Annotated in this window: 27 protein-coding genes and 3 pseudogenes; 6 read left to right on the forward strand and 24 right to left on the reverse strand. The window is 58.0% G+C overall.

The annotated features are described in order from the left end of the window. Positions 1–86: 86 nt before the first annotated feature. The 3 genes from NDO75_RS25570 to NDO75_RS25580 all read right to left on the reverse strand — a co-directional run bounded on the left by NDO75_RS25570 (position 87) and on the right by NDO75_RS25580 (position 1,766). Positions 87–467: a hypothetical protein gene (locus NDO75_RS25570; protein ID WP_026046123.1), complete on the reverse strand. Its 381-nt coding sequence runs from the start codon at positions 465–467 to the stop codon at positions 87–89. A gap of 91 nt (positions 468–558) precedes the next feature. Continuing rightward, positions 559–747 carry a hypothetical protein gene (locus NDO75_RS25575; protein ID WP_049908471.1) on the reverse strand — a complete coding sequence of 63 codons (189 nt, stop codon included), beginning with the start codon at positions 745–747 and terminating at the stop codon, positions 559–561. A 137-nt stretch (positions 748–884) separates the two neighbouring features. Beyond that, positions 885–1,766 carry a hypothetical protein gene (locus NDO75_RS25580; protein WP_310909495.1) on the reverse strand — a complete coding sequence of 294 codons (882 nt, stop codon included), beginning with the start codon at positions 1,764–1,766 and terminating at the stop codon, positions 885–887. A gap of 136 nt (positions 1,767–1,902) precedes the next feature. Here NDO75_RS25580 and NDO75_RS25585 point away from each other — a divergent pair, with 136 nt between their 5' ends. Both NDO75_RS25585 and NDO75_RS25590 read left to right on the forward strand, forming a co-directional pair. Then, complete coding sequence (locus NDO75_RS25585; RefSeq protein WP_310909405.1) at positions 1,903–2,454, forward strand: hypothetical protein; 552 nt, start codon at positions 1,903–1,905, stop codon at positions 2,452–2,454. A 17-nt stretch (positions 2,455–2,471) separates the two neighbouring features. Further along, positions 2,472–2,960, forward strand: a complete 489-nt coding sequence (locus tag NDO75_RS25590) for a hypothetical protein (RefSeq protein WP_310909406.1) — start codon at positions 2,472–2,474, stop codon at positions 2,958–2,960. On the opposite strand, the gene NDO75_RS25595 is transcribed toward NDO75_RS25590, so the two are convergent. The 3 genes from NDO75_RS25595 to NDO75_RS25605 form a co-directional block, all read right to left on the reverse strand. After that, the gene (locus tag NDO75_RS25595; protein ID WP_310909407.1) at positions 2,957–3,883 is read right to left on the reverse strand and encodes a transcription initiation factor IIB family protein; all 927 of its coding nucleotides are present in this window, start codon (positions 3,881–3,883) and stop codon (positions 2,957–2,959) included. The genes NDO75_RS25590 and NDO75_RS25595 overlap by 4 nt on opposite strands. A gap of 117 nt (positions 3,884–4,000) precedes the next feature. Further along, positions 4,001–5,419 (reverse strand): hypothetical protein, encoded by a 1,419-nt coding sequence (locus NDO75_RS25600; protein WP_254538710.1) that lies wholly within the window; start codon positions 5,417–5,419, stop codon positions 4,001–4,003. Further along, positions 5,416–6,804 (reverse strand): hypothetical protein, encoded by a 1,389-nt coding sequence (locus NDO75_RS25605; protein WP_310909408.1) that lies wholly within the window; start codon positions 6,802–6,804, stop codon positions 5,416–5,418. The genes NDO75_RS25600 and NDO75_RS25605 overlap by 4 nt, the downstream gene beginning before the upstream one ends. 166 nt (positions 6,805–6,970) lie before the next feature. On the opposite strand from NDO75_RS25605, the gene NDO75_RS25610 reads away from it, so the two are divergent. Further along, positions 6,971–7,840, forward strand: a complete 870-nt coding sequence (locus tag NDO75_RS25610; protein ID WP_310909409.1) for a hypothetical protein — start codon at positions 6,971–6,973, stop codon at positions 7,838–7,840. Between the two features lie 12 nt (positions 7,841–7,852). Beyond that, a complete protein-coding gene (locus NDO75_RS25615; protein WP_310909410.1) occupies positions 7,853–8,629 on the forward strand; it encodes a hypothetical protein in 777 nt (258 codons plus the stop codon). 21 nt (positions 8,630–8,650) lie between these two features. On the opposite strand, the gene NDO75_RS25620 is transcribed toward NDO75_RS25615, so the two are convergent. From NDO75_RS25620 to NDO75_RS25630, 3 genes are all read right to left on the reverse strand, one after another. Beyond that, on the reverse strand, positions 8,651–10,612 hold the full coding sequence (locus NDO75_RS25620) for a hypothetical protein (protein WP_310909411.1): 1,962 nt from the start codon (positions 10,610–10,612) through the stop codon (positions 8,651–8,653). 320 nt (positions 10,613–10,932) lie between these two features. After that, positions 10,933–11,799, reverse strand: a complete 867-nt coding sequence (locus NDO75_RS25625; protein WP_310909412.1) for a DNA-binding protein — start codon at positions 11,797–11,799, stop codon at positions 10,933–10,935. Between the two features lie 589 nt (positions 11,800–12,388). Beyond that, on the reverse strand, positions 12,389–12,646 hold the full coding sequence (locus tag NDO75_RS25630) for a HalOD1 output domain-containing protein (RefSeq protein ID WP_310909413.1): 258 nt from the start codon (positions 12,644–12,646) through the stop codon (positions 12,389–12,391). A 121-nt stretch (positions 12,647–12,767) separates the two neighbouring features. On the opposite strand from NDO75_RS25630, the gene NDO75_RS25635 reads away from it, so the two are divergent. Then, complete coding sequence (locus NDO75_RS25635) at positions 12,768–13,028, forward strand: helix-turn-helix domain-containing protein (protein WP_310909414.1); 261 nt, start codon at positions 12,768–12,770, stop codon at positions 13,026–13,028. A 2-nt stretch (positions 13,029–13,030) separates the two neighbouring features. Here the strand turns inward: NDO75_RS25635 and NDO75_RS25640 are convergent, their stop codons facing one another. From NDO75_RS25640 to NDO75_RS25680, 9 genes and pseudogenes are all read right to left on the reverse strand, one after another. Then, a complete protein-coding gene (locus NDO75_RS25640; protein WP_310909415.1) occupies positions 13,031–13,600 on the reverse strand; it encodes a hypothetical protein in 570 nt (189 codons plus the stop codon). Further along, positions 13,597–13,965 carry a hypothetical protein gene (locus NDO75_RS25645; RefSeq protein ID WP_310909416.1) on the reverse strand — a complete coding sequence of 123 codons (369 nt, stop codon included), beginning with the start codon at positions 13,963–13,965 and terminating at the stop codon, positions 13,597–13,599. Before NDO75_RS25645 ends, NDO75_RS25640 begins: the two co-directional genes overlap by 4 nt. A gap of 96 nt (positions 13,966–14,061) precedes the next feature. Further along, positions 14,062–14,391 (reverse strand): hypothetical protein, encoded by a 330-nt coding sequence (locus tag NDO75_RS25650; protein WP_310909417.1) that lies wholly within the window; start codon positions 14,389–14,391, stop codon positions 14,062–14,064. 230 nt (positions 14,392–14,621) lie between these two features. Beyond that, a pseudogene (locus NDO75_RS25655) lies at positions 14,622–14,951 on the reverse strand (hypothetical protein). Beyond that, a complete protein-coding gene (locus tag NDO75_RS25660) occupies positions 14,951–15,241 on the reverse strand; it encodes a hypothetical protein (RefSeq protein ID WP_310909418.1) in 291 nt (96 codons plus the stop codon). The pseudogene NDO75_RS25655 and the gene NDO75_RS25660 overlap by 1 nt, the downstream one beginning before the upstream one ends. Positions 15,242–15,419: 178 nt before the next feature. Continuing rightward, positions 15,420–15,692, reverse strand: coding sequence for a helix-turn-helix transcriptional regulator (locus NDO75_RS25665; RefSeq protein WP_226778737.1), 273 nt, complete (start codon positions 15,690–15,692; stop codon positions 15,420–15,422). A 547-nt stretch (positions 15,693–16,239) separates the two neighbouring features. Then, entirely contained in the window at positions 16,240–16,533 is a 294-nt protein-coding gene (locus NDO75_RS25670; RefSeq protein WP_277524623.1) for a PadR family transcriptional regulator, read from the reverse strand. A 158-nt stretch (positions 16,534–16,691) separates the two neighbouring features. Then, on the reverse strand, positions 16,692–16,997 hold the full coding sequence (locus NDO75_RS25675) for a hypothetical protein (RefSeq protein WP_277524625.1): 306 nt from the start codon (positions 16,995–16,997) through the stop codon (positions 16,692–16,694). Beyond that, positions 16,994–17,185, reverse strand: coding sequence for a hypothetical protein (locus NDO75_RS25680; protein WP_277524627.1), 192 nt, complete (start codon positions 17,183–17,185; stop codon positions 16,994–16,996). Before NDO75_RS25680 ends, NDO75_RS25675 begins: the two co-directional genes overlap by 4 nt. 577 nt (positions 17,186–17,762) lie before the next feature. Here NDO75_RS25680 and NDO75_RS25685 point away from each other — a divergent pair. Next, positions 17,763–18,344, forward strand: a complete 582-nt coding sequence (locus tag NDO75_RS25685) for a FixH family protein (RefSeq protein ID WP_307729478.1) — start codon at positions 17,763–17,765, stop codon at positions 18,342–18,344. Between the two features lie 31 nt (positions 18,345–18,375). On the opposite strand, the pseudogene NDO75_RS25690 reads toward NDO75_RS25685, so the two are convergent. The 6 genes and pseudogenes from NDO75_RS25690 to NDO75_RS25715 form a co-directional block, all read right to left on the reverse strand. Continuing rightward, positions 18,376–18,989 (reverse strand): annotated as a pseudogene (locus NDO75_RS25690) (hypothetical protein). A 559-nt stretch (positions 18,990–19,548) separates the two neighbouring features. Next, positions 19,549–19,728, reverse strand: a complete 180-nt coding sequence (locus NDO75_RS25695) for a hypothetical protein (RefSeq protein WP_277524629.1) — start codon at positions 19,726–19,728, stop codon at positions 19,549–19,551. A gap of 738 nt (positions 19,729–20,466) precedes the next feature. After that, positions 20,467–20,820, reverse strand: coding sequence for a four-helix bundle copper-binding protein (locus tag NDO75_RS25700; protein WP_277524632.1), 354 nt, complete (start codon positions 20,818–20,820; stop codon positions 20,467–20,469). 127 nt (positions 20,821–20,947) lie between these two features. After that, positions 20,948–21,160 carry a HalOD1 output domain-containing protein gene (locus NDO75_RS25705; protein WP_277525233.1) on the reverse strand — a complete coding sequence of 71 codons (213 nt, stop codon included), beginning with the start codon at positions 21,158–21,160 and terminating at the stop codon, positions 20,948–20,950. Then, positions 21,153–22,091, reverse strand: a complete 939-nt coding sequence (locus NDO75_RS25710; RefSeq protein WP_310909419.1) for an ArdC-like ssDNA-binding domain-containing protein — start codon at positions 22,089–22,091, stop codon at positions 21,153–21,155. The genes NDO75_RS25705 and NDO75_RS25710 overlap by 8 nt, the downstream gene beginning before the upstream one ends. Before the next feature lie 287 nt (positions 22,092–22,378). Then, positions 22,379–22,647 (reverse strand): annotated as a pseudogene (locus NDO75_RS25715) (IS5/IS1182 family transposase); the annotation flags it as partial. Positions 22,648–22,705: the final 58 nt, after the last annotated feature.

A 22,705-nucleotide genomic window follows, 5' to 3' on the forward strand; every position in this document is an offset into this window, starting at 1 on the left:
GTGACCGCTCTGATGCATCTATGCTCTGTACTGACCAGCTGTTTCAGCTCTCACTCTAAATAAAGAAACAGTATCGGAAACTACTGCTACTCGTCGATCGGGTCGGGGGAACTGAGGTCCGCGTGGAGGACTTCGCCGTCGCGAACGACGTACCGCTTCGCCAGGACTGGGAAGCGGCACTTGGTGAACCCCGCTGTCTGGATATCGAACTCTTCGTCGGCTTCGAGGTGGTCGGCGAGTTCTCGCAGGAATTCGTGGGTCACGATGCCACCCTCGTAGTCCGGGAGGCCGTTCTCCCGCGCCTCGTACACCTCGAAGTCGTCGTACCCCCAGATGGTGAGCTCTCCGTCTTCGGTCACCTCCCAGTCGAGCGTCCCGAAGCAGTAGCTCTCACAGAGCTCGCGGACTGCCTGCGGATCCGATACGATCGCACCAGTCGACGTCGTCGCAGCTTGCAGTGTCGCCATGTCTGGACTTCACGGGGTCGCCCCCGCACCCCTGTCGGGGGCGATAAACTGACGCGAGAGGTGCCTCCCGAGGCGTGGCCGGCGACGCCAGTTAGGAATCTGCGTGGGCGTCCGCCCCGGCTCCGTCGCCCGGCCGCGTGAGAAGGCTTACCTCTTCCAGGAGGTCTCTCGCGGTCTCGACTCGCTCTCGATCCGCGTCGTCCAATCGGTCGACGTCGAGTCGGTTGAGATTACTGAGTATACGATGCATCCGGTAGCCCTGTTTGAACTCTTGCTCCATCGGAAGCGCCTCACCGCTCGCTGGCGCGGAAAGACCCCCATCGAGACTGGCGTCGGGCTTGCAAGAGCTCGCTGCCTTAACCAACGAACCTCGACGCTACTCGCAGGGTGTTGGTTAATCGACGCCCAGCACTGGCGCTACTCGAGACTGGGTCCGTAGCGAGCCGAGCCACACACCCGACACTCCCAGATCGGTTGTCCGGTCCACGCCTCATCCGGGACCGACTCGTGGGTCTTGAACCGATGGTCGGTCGCCCGTCCACAGGTTTGACAGTCGAGTTCCTGCGTCGTCGGTACCGACGACTCTTGCCGATCAGCCCCAGCTTCGCCAGTAGATTCGGTCAGCGCCATCGCTGGAACCAGCCACACCGCGTCGACGGCGTCGTCGAGGACCGCGTCGAGACGCGACTCGTCGCGGATGCCGTCCCCACGCTGATCATAGAGCCGCGTCGGGGCCTGCTCCTGGCGCTCCGACGCTCCCTGCCCGTGCCACCCAGTCCGGTCACGGGCGGCACTGAGAAGGCGCTCTCCCTCCTCTGACGATACCTGTACCGCGTCGGGGAGTGAGGGCCATTGCTCGACCAGCTGGCGCGCCGGCGCCTCGTCGAGATCGTAGATGAGCGTGTAGTCGTCGACGGCCGGCTCCGCCTGGTTGGCAGAGAGGAGGTTCGCCGCGGCGCCGCCCTTTGCGACGGCGCCGTAGAACGTGGTCGACTCGACGACCAGGTGGACGATGCCGAGGCACGTCGTCGACGCTGTCTCGTTCGTGCTAGTGGCGTCACTCCCGAGATGGTTGGTGAGACAGAACCGGCATTTCGTCTGGCCGTCTCGGACTGGCGCTCCACAGGACCGGCACTCGCTGTCGTCTGCCGTCGGCGCATCCGGGTAGCCACCAGAGCTCGTCGCGGCTCGTTGCCGCCGGGGGGCACCCTCACAGCCGTCGTCCAGCCTCGTGTCCGGAATGTGGGACGCCTCGCCGGTCGGCCGCAGTTCCTCAAAGTCAGAATATCGGTCGTGCATCGGTTGGCTCATAGCTTCTGTCGGTTCCGTATTTCAACGTCCGGACCCCCTCTTTCGCAATAGCCTCTTGATTATGCGAGAGAGTACAAACATATATGGGAGTTCAGCACCAACACTGTCGTAAGAGGTGCCAAGCATGTCCGAATCCTCGCGAGATGGGGTCCAGTCGTGGAGTGAGTCGATGAGCGCCCGTGACCGTATTCGAGCGGTCGCCGAGACGCTTCGCGAACCGCGGTCGGTCAACTGGATCAGCGAGCAGGCCGACGCCGCCTGGAGCACGACCAACGAGGAACTCCAGGATCTCGTCGACCAGGGCCAGCTGCGCCGCGTTGAGGCCGGCGAAACCACGCGCTACCAGCCGGACTACACGCGACTGCTCTTCGAGGAGATCCGTACGCTCATCGAGGAAAACACGCGCGAGGAGCTGCGGAGCGAATTGGCCGCGATCACCGAGGAAATCGAGGAGTGGCAGGCGACCTACGACGTCGAGACGTGGGAGGAGCTCGAACAGTCGCTTGCTGATGGAGATCTCTCAAGTGGCGAGCTTCGCGAACGCCGCGACGTGATTGCGTTCTGGCGCGAGAACGAGGAGGACCGTCGCCTCATCAAGCACGCACTAGAACTCTACTCCGACGTCGAAGCCGCTCGCGAACAGATGACCGACGTGGCTGACCGCGCCACGAGCTAATCCTCCTCTCTCACAGTATGATCTTTCTTGCCGGTCGCGACCGCTATACACAGCGCACCCTCCTCCGCGACGTTCACGACCGATTGACGAGGCAGGCTGGGTGTGAGGACGTGCGCTATCGCCCGTCTCGACGCCGGCCCCGGTACGTCATCGCGGATGTTGACCCAACGACGTTCCTGAGTGACTCTTACAACGCGGAGACCGCACGGCTGGAGATTCGCTTCTGGTACCCCGCCGGCGTCGACCACGAATACTACCGCATCAACTGGGTCGAACCGGAGCGGAACCTGATGCTCGGCTTCCACCAGGATGTCGACCATCCAGCCCTTGGACCCTGCCACATCCAACTCAATCACGAAGACACGCCGGTCGATCGGCATAGCGCGACGTTTCTCGATGCGCATCCACTCGCCGTCCTTGATGACCGACTACAGCAACTTCCGGCGGCGGTAGAGGCGATTCGCTGGGAGAATGGCACGCCCTCGCTTCCTACCTGGCCTGTCTAGACCGCGAGTTCATCGAGCGTTTCGTGATGCGTCCGGACAGTCGTTGGCGTGACGTTCCCTGTCTCCGCGACGTCGCTTTGCGTTACCCACTGCCCCTGTTCCTGCCCCGCTTTGTAGAGGCAGGCCGCGGCGAACCCGGCCGGATGAACGCCCGTCGTGACGCCGCACTTCTCGGCCTGCTCCGCGAGGGTTCGGGCCCGCTGTCGGATCTCGTCCGGACACTCGAGGTCTGAAGCGAGGCGCGGCACGAACATGCTGGGGGAGACGGGCTCGGCAGGGAGCCCCAGCTCTTCGTTTAGCGTTTTATATGCGTTCGTGACTCGCGACTCCGCGACGTGGGCCATCTCATTGACGTCATCCACCAACCGCGAGAGGCCGTTGCACCGGCAGGCCCCGTAGACGCTGGCCGCGCCGATGGCTTCGATGGATCTGCCACGAAGCAGATCCTCGTTCTGGGCGCTCCGGAAGAGCTGGCACGCCTGGTCACGGACCGAATCAGAGAGCTCGAGCGCACTCGCCAACCGGCGAACCTCGCCCAGTCCATGGGCGAGATTCCGTTCTGCTTTCGACCGCCAGCGACCGCGGGTCTGTTCACGGCGCATCCGCGCGAGTCGCCGTCGCTTCTGCCCGGAGATCTCGTTCCCCTTCGCGTCGGTGCCGCGACCGATTTCCGTCGACAGGCCGCGATCGTGGCGAGCGGCAGTGAGCGGGGCGCCCGTTCGTTCGCACTCCTCGTCGTCATACGCCCGCCACTCCGGCCCGTGATCGATTCGCTGTTCGTCGATGACCAGCCCACAGTCCTCGCAGACCGTTTCGACCGCGTTCGTCGTTACCCGGCCGTTGCACTCAGGGCATTGGTTCGCGCTCGACTCAGCTCGGGCGTCTTCGTCGAAGCCAGTTTCGTAGATGTCTCTGGTTGCCATCGTTCTCACCGTGATCGAGGAACTCGTCAGTACAGCGAGCCCCTCGCCCATTGAGGGGCCGATAGAAACGGATGGTATCGGTACTCCAGTCAACTAGAACACAATCCAGCTGATGTTCTACATATAATGGTAGTAATGGATGTCCAGACTGGTGTTTTGAGCTTCAGCTTCAGCCAGAATGTTCCCAACGGCATCTGAGATTCCGATTGTAACCGGAAGCTTCGTGCAGAAATCCGAAGTGTTCCAGTCCAGTTTCGTGAACGCCAGCATTTCTCGGCACAGCTTCTGTGGCGATGAGTCACTGACCTCTGGATCCGGCTTGACCACGATCGGCTCCGGGATGTTCGAGGCCGGATACGTCGACAAGGCCGGGATGTACCCCTTCGTGTACAGGTAGTGCTCCTCGTTGTTCGGTGCGGAGACCATCGTGCCTCGAAGCGCCGGATAAATCCCGGAACTCAAGGCCCGGACTGGGTGCCGCTCTCGGACCGTGACGAAGTCCATCAACTCGATGTTCCCGGCACCTTTGATGAACCCCTCTCGCTCCTCTTCCCAGAACTCCGACCGCTTGTGAAGCACCAGTCGTCGCGGCTCAGTCTTTTTGTGGCTACGGTAGTGCCTGAGAATCTTCTTTACCAGTTGCTTGGCGTCGTCTTCTGCGAGGTGGTTGTTCCCTGGGCCGTGCTTCTCTCCTTCGACGGGGTCGCCTCGAAGGATGAAGTTCTCCCCTGTCTCCAGGAAGACTTGGGCCATAGCTGTCCGTGTCCGGGATTGGTCTCCGCCTCGCTCTTTGTAGAAGGATATCCCGGCGAAGCACGTTCCGTCCTCCAGCTCGGTTAGTTTCCAGGGATGGCCGCGTTGCGCCTTGTACAGTGTTCCGACCGCGATGTTCCATGCGATCTCGGACTTGTCCTGGACGCCCTCACCGCGGAGGGTCTTCGGCTGCATCAGCTGCGTCGGCAACCCGACTTCCATCCCTAGCAGCTTGATCCGGTTGTGGAAGTCGCTGGTCTCTGACTGCATCCGGGCATGGTCCTGGTGGGATGGAGTGCATGCGTCCCACATCGCTTCTGGAATCGCGATGAACACGACGTCAGGCGGCGTTTCCTTGGCGTACAGGACTTCAAGGTTGATCTTGATGATCTCGACCGCTTCTTCCAACCGGTCTTTCCGGCTGCGGATCTGTTTCAGGTCCCGGATCTCGCCTCGAGTAATCGTCTGCCGCCACCGCTTCTGCGTGTTGAACGTGAAGTTCAGCGGCGACCGTTCGCCGAGGCCGGGGAACGGTGGTTTCCACCGCTTCGACTTGTCCTCGTCGGCGGTGATAGCCAGCTCCATGTCCTTGAACAGTTTCTCGAGGCCGCCGAGAGACCGGCCAGACCCGATGTATCCGATGTTGATTACCTGGTGTTCGGATTTGCCGGATGGAGTTCTTGGTCCGTATTTCATCAATCCGACTCGGGGGTCGATGGATTCCTCGCCGTCGGCGAACATCAAGCCGGGTTCGTCGAGGACTTCGGCGGTGAACTCGTTCATTGGAAATCTCCTATCCACTTGTTCTGCATGGTACCGTCCCGTTCGTCGGTGTCTTTGGGCGGCCTTTTGTTGACTTCGAGCATCACGGGTTCTGTCCCGATGTCCAGATTGTCCTGTTTGGGGTCGCCGTAGTCCAGGATTTTCCACCAGTGGTTGATCCGGCTCCGTGTTTTCCGGTTGTTTCCGTGTCGGCTGGGGCTGAACCTGTCGTGTAACGGTTTGGCTTGTTCCCCGGTGATCCGGTTTTCTTTCCCGTTGGTGGTGAACAGGATAGCTGGTTTCAGGGTGAGGAAGTACTGTCCCGAGTATTCGAGGATGCCGATACGGAGTGAGTGGTGGCGGAAGAAGGGTGATTCGGCCTCATCGTAGTGTTTTGTGACCTGTCGCCCCTCTTCTTTCCGGACCTCCGCTTCGGGGTCTTCGTGTGGGAAGTAGAGGTGGTAGTCGCTACGGTAGTTTATCGCGATGCAGCCACGGTCTTCACCCTTGGAGAGGACAACGGCCCGGATCAGCCGTTTACCAATATCGGCGTTCCCTTGGTCGGCTTCTACCCACGACCGGAACCCGGTCTCCTCGACCGTGTCCGGATCAATGAACTGTTTGACCGCTCTCGGCATTTCCTCCGGCGGCAACAGGCTATACACCTTGTTCGACTTGAACCACGTCGGTACCGTGAATGGGCGTAGCTTGAATGCTACCTCTTGTGTCGCGCCCTCCACCTGGTCTCCGATGTACAGATTTTCAGGGTACTCTGTTATCTCGACGAGGTTGGTGGTCAGCTCTGACCTGTCGGTGATGGGTTCGGCTTCGCGCTGGAAGAAGTCGGGTTTGAACCGGTCGTCTTTCTCGAACTCCTCGATCTTCATCAAGAGCGAGTCGTAGTCGGCTTGGTAGACGTGGGTGTCACTCAGGAACTCCTCGAAATCGTCCATCGAATAGCTCTTAATCTTCCTTCGATGGTCGTCCGAGAGTTTGTCGTTCTCGCAGACCCGGTCGTAGAACTCCTGGATTGCCTCGTCGGTCTGCTTGGTGACGTCGAAGATCTTCCGCCACTCTTTGAAGTTCTCGAGGTTCCGCCCGAAGATGGCCACGTCGAACCGTTTCTCAGGAGACCGGTCCATGTAGTGGAGGAAGTACTTCCCCATCTCCTCGAGGAATTTCTTCCCGTGACGGCGCTGGTCTGTCCACTTGAGCTCGACCCAGACCTCTCGGTCACCCCTGATCTCTGGGAGTTCATATTTCTGGTCGACAAGCCCGCCATGGGTGGGCGATGTTTCCGTGATGTAGTATCCCATCGCCTCCATGTACTCCTGGACCTTGTCACCGTAGATCTCCGAGTTTTTAGCGAGGGCCTCGCGTTCGCCTAGGAGGTTGGTGAGCGCCACGTTATGCCGAACCTCACAATGGAGTACCTAAATCATTTCGTCGCAGTGAACGGTCCCGGACTCAGGCCGAGAATTGGATGTCAGGCCACGGTATTGGGGGTTCCTGATTCAGATTCACTGTTTTCAATACAGTAATTAGAGGTGGTGCTGTTAGCCTCGAATAAGCATGACCTCTACACTGAGCGTAGGGGAGGTAACGGCCCTTCTCTTGGACGAGAGATTCTACTCGAACCCGTTACGCCCTAAAACCTTCTATAAACTGCTCTACTTCGCAGACAAGGAACTCAACGATGTCGGATTGGACACGGATATCCAGCACTTCTGGTACAAGTTCGGAACCATGGCGAAGACCGGTGGATCCCCGGTCACGGTAGACTGGAGTGACGATAGCCGAGAAGTCCGTTGTAGCCTTTCAGCTTCTCAGGTCAGCCTCCCCCGGGAGGAAGAAACAAAGGCTCGACTCGCACTCTCCCGAGCACTCAACCGTCTGTACGAACAAAATACGGAGGGGCTGACCGATGACATGTACGAGGACGCGCCTTACGACGTCCAACGCCACTACCGACGACTCGACAAACAGCTCAGTGACGCTATCGACGACAAACCAGATTACCCAGAAGTAGACTCCAGCAGGGAAGCAGTCATCAACACGGTCTTCGATATCATCGATACCTTCCCGGTCGACGACTACCCGTGGCTGGTGCAAGACCTGGATCTCTGGTACTCGGTCGTAAGTGCTGAACTTGATGCCGAAGAGTACCGGTCGCAGAAGGCCCTGAAGGTCTCTGAATTGTTCTGGACCATCTTCTGCATCGACCTCGCCCAACGCGAAAACACCGGGTTGACCCCCGAAGAGATCGCCGAGGAACTAGACACGCAGGACCTCGAAGGCCGACAAGAGGATATCCGGAAGGAACTCGAACTGATAGAGCGAGAACGCTCCCGGCTACACACAGACCTGGAAGAGAACCAAGTAGTGTCCGAAGCCGCTGACGGAGTCGCAATCGCCCTCCTCGGTCTCTCACCCGCCCCCTAACCAACCCCCTCCATGACCCGGTACTTCGTAGACACCAACTGCCTGCTCGGACTCACCTTCATCAATGACCGGTGGTACCCTGACGCCAAACGATTGTTCGACACCGACAACACGATCTACACCGGGAAGAACGCCGTCTACGAGTACTGCTCCAGCACCGGGGACAACAGTCGGCGTTCCGCCGACATCCGGTTAGACCGGGACGAAGGCCTGTACGGGGAGAAACGGGCGAAGCTCCGGTTGAAGCTGAGGCAGTTCGGGAAGATGCTGCAAACCTACAGTGACGACGAGCTCGATATTGAGACGGTGATGGACGAGTACGTCGAGCGGTTCGACATGAAGGAGTCCGAGGAGAAGGAGGTGCGGCCTCGGCTCCAGAAGTACTTTGAGTGGTACTTCGAGAAGGAGGGCGAGCTCACTCGGCGGACAGCTCGGGAGGCTGCTCGGAAGCTGAAGGACGTCTTGATGGAGCGGTCGATCAAGCATAAGGACCAGATCGAGGCCCGTGTCTATCTGGAACCGATGCGGGACCGCGAGTATCCCGACGTCGAGAAGCGGTTGAAGGAATGGCCAGTCCACATGAAGAACAACGCGGATATCGCGTTGATCTGTGACGCCGTGTTCCTGAAGGAGGAAATCGGTATCAGCCACTTCGTGACCGGCGACTTCACGGACATCTACTCGAATCAGGACTGGATCCATGAGAACCTCGGGTTTAGCGTGCTGTACTTGCTGGAGACGTTCGCGGGCGAAGAGAAGTCTACAGCAGGACTGGACTTGGACGACTAGTCTGTATAGGCTGAAAAGGACTCAAGCGAACGGGTCTGCTTCACAGTCTTCGGTGAGATGAGTCTGTACATCCATCGTCACTTCGCCACAAAGCTCGCACTCGATGGGGCCGTGGCCAGCCTCTTCATCGATGACCTGGAGACGAAGAGAGTGCTCGATATGCCAGAATCCGGACTCCCCAATGGAGTAATTGACCAGAATGTCCGGTGGCTGGGTTCTGTCGTCCCTGATTGATAGAGCATCAATGAAGGGTTCGACATCGTCCACATCCTCCTGCAATTCCTGAACTAGCTCGTCGAAGGATCCTGAATACCCTTCGAGACCGAGGGTGAACTCGTCGCCTTCTTCACCCCACTCCCGTTCGAACTCTTCAGCCATCTCGTCGCTCTCGAATTCGAACCCGAAATCGAACGCACCCCAGATACTCCCTACCAGCTCGGACTCTAACTTGTCTCCCGCTCGGGTAACACGGTCAACGTAGACTCCAGTGACGACGGCGTCCTCCCCGATTTCACGGAGATTTTCAACAGCTTCTATCGCATCATCCCGTTCGAGATCCGCCTCAATTGCTTCCCGGATAACTTCGGCGTGGGACTCAGCCATTTCGAGAGGTACCGGGATTTTCGTGCCTGTGATCAGCTGAAGGTAGTACAGCTGTTCAATGAGCTCCCGTTCAAACGGGTCATAAAGGGAGGGAATGTTGAACGAGGTTGGTGAGCCGACTTCGAATTCTTCCCCTCGATCCTTATCGTGAAGCTCTGTGTTGTCGACACCCTCTCCTTGCTGGAGATCCTCCAGTTCGAGGAGTTCGTAGTACTGCTGGACATCGATCTCGTTCAGAGTGAACGTGAAGTTGAGACCGAAGAGCGGCTGAGGAGTCAGTCCCTGAACCCCCTGCTGTGCCAGCGTTACCATCACCGGATACTCTGGAGAGATAGAATCCTCGTTTTCAGTGATTATCTGGAGGGTCCTCCCGTCCAAACTGAGCCGACTGGCGACGGTACGTTCAGATGTGGATTCCGCCAGTAGCTCCGCGATCTCCTCTGTCCGCGGAAGAATTAGGACGCTGTGTGGATTCCAGACTTTCACCCATCTCTGCGGCGATTCCTCACCGTCTGAGGGACCGTAGAACGGAACGCTGAACTCGCGTTCCTCTTCTATCGCTGCCTTTGCTATTCGCCGGAGATACGTGAAGAGGTCATGAACGCGTTCAGCTATGTCCAGCGAGTGCTCAATGAGGTGGTCAACCGGGATTCCGGTCAAATAGGCCTTGCCCCCGTGCTTGCAAAGGAAGAGTGCGAAGTCGAGGTCAACCGCGACATCTACATCTTCTTCCCCATCTCTTGAGATTTGGAACTCGTTGTCTGTCTGGGGGATTATCCGATTCCCGTGTTTGACTGCGTTATACGCGTTCTCGAACTCTAGATAGAAGTTCCCGATATCCTGTATCTGGCCGTCCAGTATCTCGGCTGACTGCTCAACGAGGTCTTCAATCGAGTCTGCCGATAACTCGTCGAGATCTATCTGTTCTAACTGCTCTTCGTCTGCGTCCTCTGTGATGAATCGGTAGCCAAACAGCGATTCTAGGAGGTCTCGGTAATCGGCCTCGATATCATGGTCGTCCAAGTACTCCGCAACTTCTCCATCGTTGAGTTTGGTGTAGAACGTCTTCACCTCGCTTGGGTAGGTGGATATGAGATACTTCACTAAGCCCTCTCGTCCCTTGATGTAGGCGAGATAGTAGATACTGAATGCTTCCACGTACTGCATCACAGACTGGAAGATCTCGACCTTCGAGTGGACGAGTACTTCATCGTCTTTCCCGTCGGTATCTACCTCGACTCCCCGGTTGAGTTTCTGTTTGGAGTCCTGGATATGGTAATAGAGGATATCAGGATCGTGGGTTAGGTCGATGAATTCCTCGGGGGTTCGGTCGTCTGATTCTGACGAGAACTCTATACTCCCAAGAAAGTCCTCTGGCATATTTGACGAGACGAGGAGGTTTGTTTAAATAGTTCCGCAAGGATGGAGTGACGCGTTGTCGAGACCAGTTCGTTCGTGTGCTTCTGGTCGTTCTTCAGACATTGATGCTTGGGGACATGTTTTGGTGTGACCTCCGCCCCTCCAGGGGGCAAATGAACAGACTGCGTCGCGACAGCGGTCTTGTTTCTGGGTACACCACTCCCAAAGCTGTGACTCCGGTTGTGGCTGCCGGCCGACCGGAGGGAGGCCGGCAGCGGAGGGTGGGGCGGTGGGGTCTGGGTCGGTTCGGCACACAGAAAAAAAGAGGGTTACCCCGACTGCTACTCTTCCCACCACCGACCGCGCTCCGGGAACTCGATCCGTGACCACCCGGTCAGCGCGATTGAACACCGGCCTTCGTACCAGTTCTTGGCTACTGCCCGGAACCGCACCTTTTGACCTTCACGCACCACGGTTTGATTGCTCTTCTCCCAGCAGGTGAACTTGATTTTCCCGCTGTCATCCGCTATCAGCCCGACTTGCTGGATGCTCGTTGAGGAAGGCTCCCAGAGCGTCTCGATGGTCCCTTCGACCGTCACCTCACCGACCGGGACGTCCGGCACGTCCGCGATAGGCACGATCGCCCCCGGCGCCGCCTTCAGTTCTTCGAGGGTCTCCAGCACCGCCTTCGTGACGTCCCGCCCGCGCTGCACCTTCTCGGCCAGCTGCTTCGCGACGACCGCTCTCGACCAGCCGCCCTGCACTTCGTCGCTGATTCGCATCGCCTGCTCGTTGACCTCCGCGAGTTCCTCTTGCGTCAGCATCTCTCGGGGATCCGTGCGCTCCGCCGGCGCCGGCTCGTCACGGCCACACTGCTCGCTGACGACCTCTCGCGTGCGCTGCTCGCGACCGTCCTGCTTTCCCAGCTCGGCCTGGGCACTGATGCGCTCCAGTTCGGCTTCCCGCGCCCGAATGCGCTCCTCCTGTTCGAGGGTGACACCGTGAATCCGGTCCTGGCTCGTGTCCGCGATCCCGTCCGGGTGGTTCGCATCCACCTTCGCCTGCGTCTCCTGTTCGACCGCGGCCTCGAACTCCGGCGTCTCGTCGACGACCGGGAAGCCGTCTTCATCGACCGCCTGAACGCCCGCTTTCTCGAATGCCTGTTCATCGACCGAAACGACCTTTCCGCTAGCGTTGTTACTAGACATTGGAATCACACCAGATTCCGAAGGCGCTCACGCGCCGACGCCGCGATGCTACTACATCGCGGTTTTCCGACGACAACGACCGACAGAACCATCTGCGCGCTCTCGCTCGCGCCTTCGCGAGCGCCCTACCGGGCGCGAGCGAGAGCGCGCCTGCATGAGGTGGCCCCAACCAGCACCGCGCGCCGACCCGCCCGGAGCGAGCAGCCAGCGGAGTAAGCGTGGGGGGTGAGCAGCTACGCAGCGCAACCCCTCGCGCTTACCCGCTGGCGTCGAGACCAGATTCATTTTAGCCCGGAACGGGCGCGGGCGGTGCGGAGAGCGCCCGCACGCCCGGAATGGTCGGTCGCGAGCGACGCGGAGGGCGGCAGCAGCGAGCGGGGCGGGCCGCTACGTACACACCTGTTCAGCCGGCTACGTCGCTCGGTGAGGCATCTACAGTCCTGGCGGACTCAGAAAGGGCGAGGCCGCCTCGGCCGTCCCCCGACCCCGCAAGCACCGCAGGCACGAGGCGCGCAGCGGCGGTCGCGGGCGTCGAGCGGCCGAGGGCTTTCAGGTGTCATCCCTGATGTTGACCGCGATCTAGCTACTGCTACGTAGAATTCGAGTCTTCGTCGTCGATCAGGACGTCGACGCTTTCTGGTGTCACCGCAAGGCGGATTCCTTCCACGGTGAACTGGACTTCCACGTTCCCACTCGATGAGTTCAAGATCTGCTCGAGTGCTTCGACGTCGACAGCGTCGTACAACTGGTACTCGTCCCGATCCAACCCACATGCTTCGAGCGTCTCGATAATCTCGACGACGAGGTCCGGCGATGCCCCGGGTCCCGTCCTTGAAGAGCAATTCATCTCAACGCTCGAACCTTAGGACGGCCGGCAGTTAAAGACTAATGAGTCAATTGCAGTTGCTCGACGCGTTTCTGGTTGACTTAGCGCGTTCGGGATAGCGTCGGCGCAACCACAAGCGATTATGCGCTTTGACGCCGACTGGATGTCCCGCGCTGATGACCGCATTCTAGAGCATCTTGCTGAAGCCGGCCCCGATACCCCAAAGGAGATGGCGGACAGCGATCGAGTTCGCTTCTCCCGCCAACACATCAATGCCCGCTGCAAGACGCTGGTCGAATACGGCCTTCTCGTCCACCTCGGAAACGGCGTCTACGATATCACACGAACGGGAGAGCAGTATCTCGCCGGCGACCTCGACGCTCGTGAACTCGAAGCTGACTGAACCTACTCCTCCAGAAGCGCCACTAACTGGGCGACGTACGGGCTGTTGTCCCAGCTCCTGTGGGGGCTGATCACGCTAAATAGCGTTCGCGCCTCCTCGTGGGTCATATGGCCGTTCCGGGCGTAGTCACAGATAAGCCGCGGTGTCGGGACGATACGCGGCCCTTGGAGCACAGCGTGAATCAGTGGGAAGTTCGTCCCACCAAACTCGTCGGTGAGAAAGCCGTTGACGTCGAGTGCGTTCGCGAGGACGATGCCATCAGTTTCGCCGTCATCGAGGCCGAACGTCGGTCGCGCGTCCGGGGTGTCGTCGCGCGCATACGGATCTTCGACCGTGTAGTGGCCACGGGCCGCGAGGACGTTACTCGCGGCTGCGGCGTGGATGTCCTGATACTGCGTGATGTCGCGGAGTTCTGCGACTACTTCCGGAGGGACGACCACATCACAGGAGGTGAGCAGGTATTGGAACGGATCGGGAACATCGGTACCGATGGCTGCATCCGCACGGGGCACCGCGAGGCTGACGAGCGCACTCGTGTCGGCGACGACTGTTCGCAGTCGCGGACCGCTCATCGATCGTCGTCGACCGCGGTGTCGACCGTCGTCACATCCCCATCGTAGACGTCGACGTCATCGGGGGCAGCGAGATCGAGTGGTTCGTCCTCGAGATCTGCTTTGAGGAGGCGGAGTCGCTGAGCGGTCTCGGCGCCCACTAGTTGCTTCACCGTCTCGAACTCGAGTTGGTCGTCGTAGTACTTTGTCGCAACTAATTCCTGGAACGTCTCGCTGTCGGCAGTGTCTTCGATGTACTCCCGGATAGCATCGACGAGGAGATCCGTCCGGTCTTTGTCGAAGAGCTCGGCGATGGCATCGAGCCGGTCGACGAGATACTCCGGCGACTGGAAGTGAACCCGTCGCGGATCGTCGCTTGCGCTCATTGTATGTGCAAGTTTTGCACACAGACGGATAACGGTTTCGGCGTATGCACAGAGCTTGCACATTAACGCCCGTGGAACAAGAAGAGTTTACGCCGCTCAGCCGTCGTCCTGTGCGTTCAGTTCGTCGAGGAACTGGCCAGCGGTCGTCCCGATACGAACACCGTCGACATTGCGTACCTCGAGGTCCTGGGTGGCGGTCCGGAAGGGCGTGCCGTCGACAAGGACACGGTGAATGACGGTCCGGACAGGGGCGGTACCGTATCTGTCGACGACAGTCGCCATCAGTTCGTCGAGATGCCCGTCGTGATGATTCGTACGGGGATGCTGCGCGCGCTCGAATACGAGTTCGACCACATCGTCGACCGATGCGTGCTCGGGATTCCCGGTTCGCTCACGAACGTCGTAGAGGGCCTCGAAATCAGACATCACCACTCACCCTGGGGTGTCCGCCCCAGTGTCAGTGGTCGATGGCTCCAGTCGTCGGTGCTGGCGAATCCCAGCAAGGGAATCTTCGAGCGTAATCGAGGACCTGCAGCGGGGCAGTCCATATCATTCTGGATGTCGTCCCCGGTGTTCAACGTACTGGGACTGCGTAAGTCCGTTACATCCGAGAGTGTAGGAGGCGACCACAGGTAGTGCTACGCTAGAACATTGCCTCAACAGTCGGCGACGAGATGTTCCTCGAGGTCACGCGTCCAGTATATCGCGAGCCCGTCCGGGCTACACTGTTCGCACAGCTGCAACGGGCCTTCCAGATGCCTGAGTTCGACCCGGAACCGGGTCAGTGCCGCGAGCGTGTCGACGACCAGTCCACATCCGTCACAGGCGACGTGATCGCACTCGTCGGGATCCGGCTCCGTCTGAATCGCGCAGTCGACGCAGATCGGGTGGGTGACCCGCTCGTCCTGTCCCTAGGTGTGGGCCTCGCCAGTCTCGGTGCCGGGCGGGGCATCGCAGAACGTACAGCCGACGAGGGTCTGCTGTATCACTCACCCTCCGCGTCGGCGTTGCATGCGGCCGTCCAGCCACGATGGAAGACGGCCAGCTGCGTCGATGAGTCGAACGTGGTGCCGCTGGGCTCGTGAACCAGTATCTGGTCCTCCGGAACCGGAGTGACGACGTCCGCGTCGACGAGGTTATTGACCAGGCTCTGGGCTGTCGCGTCGTCGACGTCCGCCGTGTCGATGCCGGCGGCGTCGCGGTCCTGGGCGAGTTGCGCTTTCTCGAACTGTTCGTAGTCGCGACTCGTGTCGTCGTGAGGATCGGGACCAGGCATGGTGAGTCAGGCAGCGCACGCTGTCGCGCGCTGCACGCCTCCCGGCGCCGACAAACAAGCCGTGACGTGTAGATTCAGTACCTCTTGCTCACCCGTATCTGTCAGGATACTGAGAAAACTGAATAGTCGCGCGAAATTCGCTACTTGTGCCAGTGCGAAGCCGTCACCGGTACAGTAGCTACTCGATATACTGTGATTCCCACGCTCGTCGGTCCTTGATAGCTTCTTCGCCGTCTTCCGTGATTGTGTAATAGTTTGTTCGCCTATCGAGCTGCCCTTTTTCGACGAGGCCCTTGTTGACGACGGTATCGAGATTCGGATACAGCCGGCCGTGATTGATCTCGTCACTGTAGTACTGCTCGATCTCTTCTTTCACGTCCTGACCAGACGGTTGGTTAGCACCAGCGATCACGTATAGCAGGTCTCGTTGGAACCCTGTGAGATCATCCATGTTGTGGCAATTCAATTGTTCTAATGTTTGTTATCAGATCCGTATATGGCTGTATGTCAACGCTAGAGGCCATCTCTTTACAAGTTTCCTAGAGGGACTCACAGAGTGTCCAGCCTGTATGTTTGTCTATATGTTATATATCGGTCTCTCATGTGGACTCCTAACTTCCGAATGTATATCCAAGAACTCATAGCACCTCCAACAGGGAATACAATTAAGCAGTATCGTATAGCATTACATATGCGGATGAAGTGATACATGTATCTGGCCGATGACCCTCGTCCCCCGCTCCCCGAGTGGATCATTGAGACGTACGCTGTCCTTTCTGCTGAGATATCGAACTCGAACACCGAAGACAGCAACCAGCAGGCCCCGTCAATCGATCGATATCGGGCGATCGATATCCTTTGCACAACTGACCAACTGACACTCGAGTCAGCGGATGCAGAGCATGCAATCACACGGCTCCTCGAGCGCGGGTATTTTTACGAAGTCGGCGCTGAACTCCGCGTGACTCTCCCATCTGCGGAGTGAAGATGTTGCTCCGTCACTTGGGTCCGGAGAGGAAGCCGCTCACGTACTGGTCTTCCCACTTGCGACGGGCTTCGAGTTCACGGTGGCCGCGGGCCGTGATCGTATAGTAGTTCGTTCGGCGGTCGAGTTCACCTTTCTCGACGAGGCCTTTGTTGACGATCTCGTCGAGGTTTGGGTAGAGCCGCCCGTGGTGTATCTCCTTCTCATAGTACTTCTCGAGTTCGTCTTTAATCGCGAGACCATGTGGCTCGTCCTGATCGGCGATCGCGTACAAGAGGTCACGCTGAAACGCAGTGAGATCGTACATATATGAATGTGTGTATATTGGCTGATGAAGGTTCTGGGATCATCCTTTGGATCTGTTGGTTCGTATCTGTTGCCCTTCTGCAGAACTGCAAAAGAGGACATAAACTCGGGAGAGACAGGGATCTACCACCGACGAGCGGCTACGCTACAGACGGTGACTTAATCCCCACCATTGCGGTGCTCAGAATCGAGCCGAGCATACGCGTCTGTAGTGGCGCGTAGTTCAGTGAGTGACCTGTTGAGCGCCAGTGGCTCGGGAAGTTGTTCGTCGATCTTTCTTAGCGTCTGTTCGGCCTCAAGGAGTGCCTCATGCAGATCGTCGACGGGAATCTGACCGCCATCCTCGGCGCCACGTTCTGGGTGATGCCTCTGATCACCGTACACCGGGTCAAGAACCAGATCGTCGACACCGAGAGCTCGGTCGAACTCAGGGACGTCCTGAGGATCAGGATCATCTGGCGTCATCGGTCGAGCACCTCGACGTCAGGATTCGCACCGGCTGGACCAGCGACTGCTTTCGCACGCTCGCGTTCGCGGCGCTCTCGCTGGGTCTGCCGTTCGAGGGCGTCTGCCCGACGACAGTGGTCGATTCTCTCATCTTCGACGTCATCGATCGTAAAACGCTTACCACGGTGGTCGATCTGTTCGAGCATCAGGATGAAGCCTCCTGAGCCGCGTCTCGAGCGTCCGCCTGCAGGTGGTCGTATTGGACCGCACAGCTGTCCGAGCAGAACCGGCCAGCGTATCCTGCCTGACCGCGAGTGAGTGCTGACCAGTTCGGCATTCGGCATGCGTTGCGGTTGGTCATCTGGCGATACCTCGCTTCTGGAATTGAGTCGTCTCCGCGTCTGGCGACGCTGTGGCTATATCAGTTACTCGCATGGGATTCTGCGGCAGGCTTCAGGCGAGCCCCCGCACCCCTCTTGGGGACGATAAACCATCTCAAGCGAACTGCCAGTTCAACTCATAGTTTATCTGTAGATAGTCGCACTGTTTCTTTATTTAGAAGGATTCCTGAAACCGAATCAGGGCGATTCAGTAACTACAGTTGCTCACTGAACGGGTAGACACGACTGATGTGCTGTCCGTTTAAATCCATTAAGTCAAATACGTGATAACTGTTAGCGATGCCAGCTACAAAGGAAATCTCCCTGCTAATGCGTTAGTTGGTGTCATGCCCTTTCGTGGATTGAACCAGACCGTTTTCGAGGCGATAGAGTGAGTTATACGATGATGTACTATCGAAAACCGGTCCTTGTGCTCGCAATAATTACAACGCTGATGGCCAGCGCAGTCGTCCCGGTTACAGCCCATGAAAGTCAAAATGTCGAAGGTTACGATATTACCTTCGGCGGAGCAGAAGAGCCCGTAATCACCGGCGAACGGATGTGGCTACAATTCGAGATTGTCGATAACCAGACGGGAGAGCCGGTTGCAAACCAATCCGAAAATCTAATCGTATCCGTCCAGACCGAAGGAAGCAATAAAACGGCTCTCGAATTGAGTGAGAAGCACGGTGATCCCGGCGTGTATGAGGCGCCAGTGATCTTTACGGAACCTGGAAACTATACCGTCCACCTCGAGGGCAGTCTCGAAAATACCGAGGTCCATACCCACTTCGAAAAGGAAGTTCACGATCACACTGAGCTCGAATATCCCGGCGACAAATCTCAGACCTCAGACGACGGTACCGGATCCTCAACCGAGGATACACAGACCGAGGAAGCCGGTTTCGGCTCCTTGAGCGTTGCCATCGCTGCAATGGGAACCATGGCGGCTATCGGTGCATTCCTCTTGCGTCGGCAACGGTAATCCGCCTTATCAGCATTTCCTTCGCCTGTACTTATCGCGAGTTTCCTGACCAACTCTGAATAAAGAAATCGGATTGCCAACTACTGTTATCGATTGTCCCATCTGGGCCGGTGGTGATCCCAGTTTGGATTTCGAGATCAACACATCTGAGATGTTTGCAGCCACCGGCAGGCTGGCGTTGTTCACAATCCGGGCAGGTACACGTCTCTGCCTCGGCATCGACCATATAGGTGTTCCCGCTCTCGCTGACAACCTTGTAGATGGAACCCACTCTGGCGAACCGGATGTCCATCTCTTCGCTCAATGCACGCCGGGTTTGCGGATCCTCAATCGAGTAGCCACGGCCTCGAGCGGAGTCGGTGGGTCTGGTGTCGCACAGTGGTCGATGAACTCGCTACGACGATTTCGTTCTTGACCGCAGTTCCGGCAGTGCCAGTACCGCGTGCGGTACTCACAACCATCGGTGAGGTCGATCTCGTACGGTGTTGGCTCCGTGCCTGGCAGCCACTCGTCGATGGCGACGAGTTCGTGCCCGTTCAGTCGAGCAATGTCGCCGGAATAGCGTCGCTCTCAGTTACTGGTATCGTTGCAGTCATGGTGGTGGTCCTGGTGTTGCTCGCGAGGGATCGGTCGATCTGTACTCATAGATACTCTCGAGGCACACATCGTCGCGCCTCACCCATCAGGCGCAAAAAACGGCTTCGAGAGCGGGTTGTCGGTGGAGGAGAGTAGTTTCTGACTGGAACGAGCGATCTCCGTTCCTTCAGATTCTTTCCTCGAGCAAGATCAGGTCCAGACGGCAAGTCCTTCGTCGAGGACTCGAGTAGGGGACACCCAGACGATGACGATCGACGCGCCGGAAGCGGCGGGTTTCGAATCGGTGACACATTCCATCTAGAATTGGCGGCTATCGTTCGCCGCCTACCAGGACGATCGCTGGCGTATCGAACTCGCAGAAGAGTAGCTATCCGATCTCGGCGGGATTTGGATGGGTCAGTGGGACGGTTCCGACACACTTGGAATCGGAGCAGGGTTGATATAGGACAAGACGAACATATTCACTGTCGCGTTCCCACCGCGCGACACGATCCAATCAGCACCCAACCCTACTGATCTAGTTTCCATGCCGCCAGGCGGCCATCCCCTTGTGCCTATCCGGGCGGCATTTTGAGGTCTTTCGAGGCGATCAAACGCCGAGCGATAGCTATCCCATCTCGAGTGCGTCGACGGCCTCGGCGGGCTCGATGTCGTGATCGACGAGGCGGCTCGCTGCGAGCTGCCATGCGTGTTTCGCGAGCTCGGGATTAGCTTGATCGTAGTGGACGCTAAACTCGGTCAGTGCGACGGCGATCAGGAGGTCTTTCTGTGGATCAGTGAAAGGCATCGCCGGCGTTAGCCGCGGCTTTGTACAAAAACTCACGTATCACAGAAACGCCGACAGGGGATGTCAGCGTTAGAGCCCCCATCCCCTTTGTGAGTGCCTCTGAGGGTGGGTCCGAGATCGGTGTGCTTGACAAGTTGGCTATTGACTTGACGTCGGAACATGATCCGATCCCGGAAGGCGAGGTACTGATGTCACGGAATGGACTGGTTGTGGGTAAACGACCTAGTCCTCTCCCCTCGCCATCATCATTTCGAGTCCGTTCTTTAATAACTATACTGTCTATATAAGTTGGTATCAATGATGTTACCGGCGGGTGAGCGGAGGAGAAGTCCGTTTATTCGCTGGCTGATCCGTCGCTGTCGTCCTCGCCCAGATACCGTTCTTCCTAGGCGGCGTCGGTAACCGGCCAGCCTTCCCGTAGATACTCTCTGGAGTGTTCAATGCTGACGTGCTTGAGGAGCGCGGCTGCGCCACCGGCCGTAAAGTCGCAGTCGTCAGGCGATGGATACTTGTGGATCCGAATGATAGAATGGCTGCCAGAGTCAGTCATCCTCCAAAGTTCGTCGCAGGCCTGCTTGAGCTCCTGGAACTACTCAGACGTCTCACCGATCTCAGGGCGGCCCTTACGGTCCCGTAGAATCGGACGTGAAACTGACACGTCCAATTCGATCTCTACAGATGTGAACTGAGCATACCCGTGAAAAATAGAGGTTCGTCTGGATGGAATTGAGTGGAGTTCTACGCTGAGGCCATCTCTCGACAGGAATCGGCGCACTCACGAAGCACGTCGGCACAGACCTGACAGTGTTCATCGTCATGCTGTTCACACTCGTCTGCGCACTCCTCACAGGCATCGGCACACGTCTCTGCGAGATCGCTGCTGTAACTGGAATTACGCGCCATAAAGCGGGCGTGCATCGTTGTGAGATCGGCGACATCCCGACAGAGGCGAAGACACTTGGCCATTTCTTCTCCCTCTTCGGCGCACTCGTCGGCGCACCACTCACACGCTTGGGCGGCTTCGAAACAGTTGTCGATGCACTCTGCCATCTGGTCGTTCTCGTCTACGTGGTCAATTTGAGTTACTACCATCACTCACTGTTAGACCAACCTACGGCGTAAAACAGGGGCCGGAATAAACAACCGTTCAGTGAACTATCTGTACTGAGCGATTGGTGGTGTAGAAACTATCAAAGTTAAGGATTCCAACAAAGCCAATCTATGGATTCGTGAGGATCCGTACACCGGACTGCGTGACGAGGACACGAAACTCTCCGATCGAGAATCTAACCTCGAGATCATCGTTCGCCGAGTCCACGAGGTGCTTGAGTGCTTCAACATCGATCACTCGTTGCAGTTGGTACTCGTTACACCCGAGCCCCTCCGTTTCGAGCGCGTCGACGATTTCGAAGAGGAGGTGTCGATCACTCAACTGTGATCACCTCGTCAACGACATCGATAATCTCCGCAGCGGTCGAACTGATCCGCTCGAGTCGATCGAGGATGGCCTCCGACTCTTCGCACTCCCATGCAGCGAGGTAGAACGCCGACCCACTCGTGTCCAGCCCGAAATACCGACCGACGATGTAGCCGACGGCTTCCGCCTCGAGTTCGCGTTTCGAGCGTTCGGTCTCGTCATCGACATCACCGTGCAAGAGTGCGTGAGCGTACTCGTGGACGGTCGTTACGGCAAGGTCGGCGCTGTTCTCACGATCGCAGACCTCGATTAGTGGTCGCTCCGCAGGAGAACGGTACTGACACACACCTCTGGCATCGCCGTGAGGCCACTCCGCTGGAGAAACGACCTCGACTCCCACTTCAAGCATCGAAGCCCCTTCGAGGAGCGCTGGCACCAGCTCGTCGGCCTCCCCGGTCGCCTCGGTCTCGAGTTCGGGCAGTGGCTCTCCCTCTGTCTGAGAAATGTCGAAGACTGGCGCTGGCCGAAAGCCGATGAGTCCTTTCGACCACTCTTCTGGTGACGTCTCGTCGTACTCACAGTCGCTTCGATCGTGGTACGACGGCGAGTTTTCGCACTCGGGGCACTGCTTTGCGATGATCGGTGCCCAGATCCAGATTGCACTCTCGCCTTCTTTCACATGCCGATCGAACTCGTTTTGCCAGGTTCGATAGCCGGAAACGCGAGTCGCGTTCGGACACTGACGAGTGATCAGCAGCGTATTTCGGTAGGAGTAGTCGTGGAAGTGACTCTGGACATCGAGCCACTCCTGGAACTGCTTACTCGAGACTGCGTCATCAACCTCGTCGACGAGGTCGTCGACCCAGGTTTCCATTGTACTGTGCATCTCGTCACGTCTGGTGTCCGAATCATCGAAGGACACCTGTCTACAGTCGCTCGTAGTCATTGTTCTCGACGATGGACGCTCACTTCGGAGAACGCCCTCACCCCTCAGGGGGAGAAAAAACGAACTCAAGTCAGCGTTTGAGTAGATCTCATCGCGTTTCCCTCACTGGTTATCTGCTAGAAATACAGACTTCGATCCAGAGTAGTTCGTCTCGACGGCTGCGAAGAATATTCGGCGAGGTTCCTGCGACATCAGCGATCTGCTTCGTAGGATCGCTAGACGAAGCTCGATTTCGGCGTACTCACTAACTCAGCCACTAGTCAGAAACCGAGAGACGACGGTCACTTCTACGGATATCTAACCGTCCGACGAAGATTGTAGACAGCAGATTTCAGCACCGGCTCCCGGAATTCGAGGTACCAGCTTCGCGCACGCTCGGCTCTGCCGTGCGTGCGCTTGATGCTTGAAAAAACGGTTCAACCATCACTGGCGGTTTGTACCAGCGACGATTCAGCCGGGCGTTGTGCGCTTTATCCAGCGGGGAATAGATCCGATGCTTGATCAACGGGCGGATGCCATCGGCACAGAGTTCGTCGCAGAACGGCTTCCCGTCGTAGATATGTATATCGATATTGCGTGCTTTTAAGGATCGAGTTACTACCCGTTAACAATGA

The sequence above is a fragment of the Natrinema sp. 1APR25-10V2 genome, assembly GCF_031626495.1.
Taxonomy (GTDB): Archaea; Halobacteriota; Halobacteria; order Halobacteriales; family Natrialbaceae; genus Natrinema.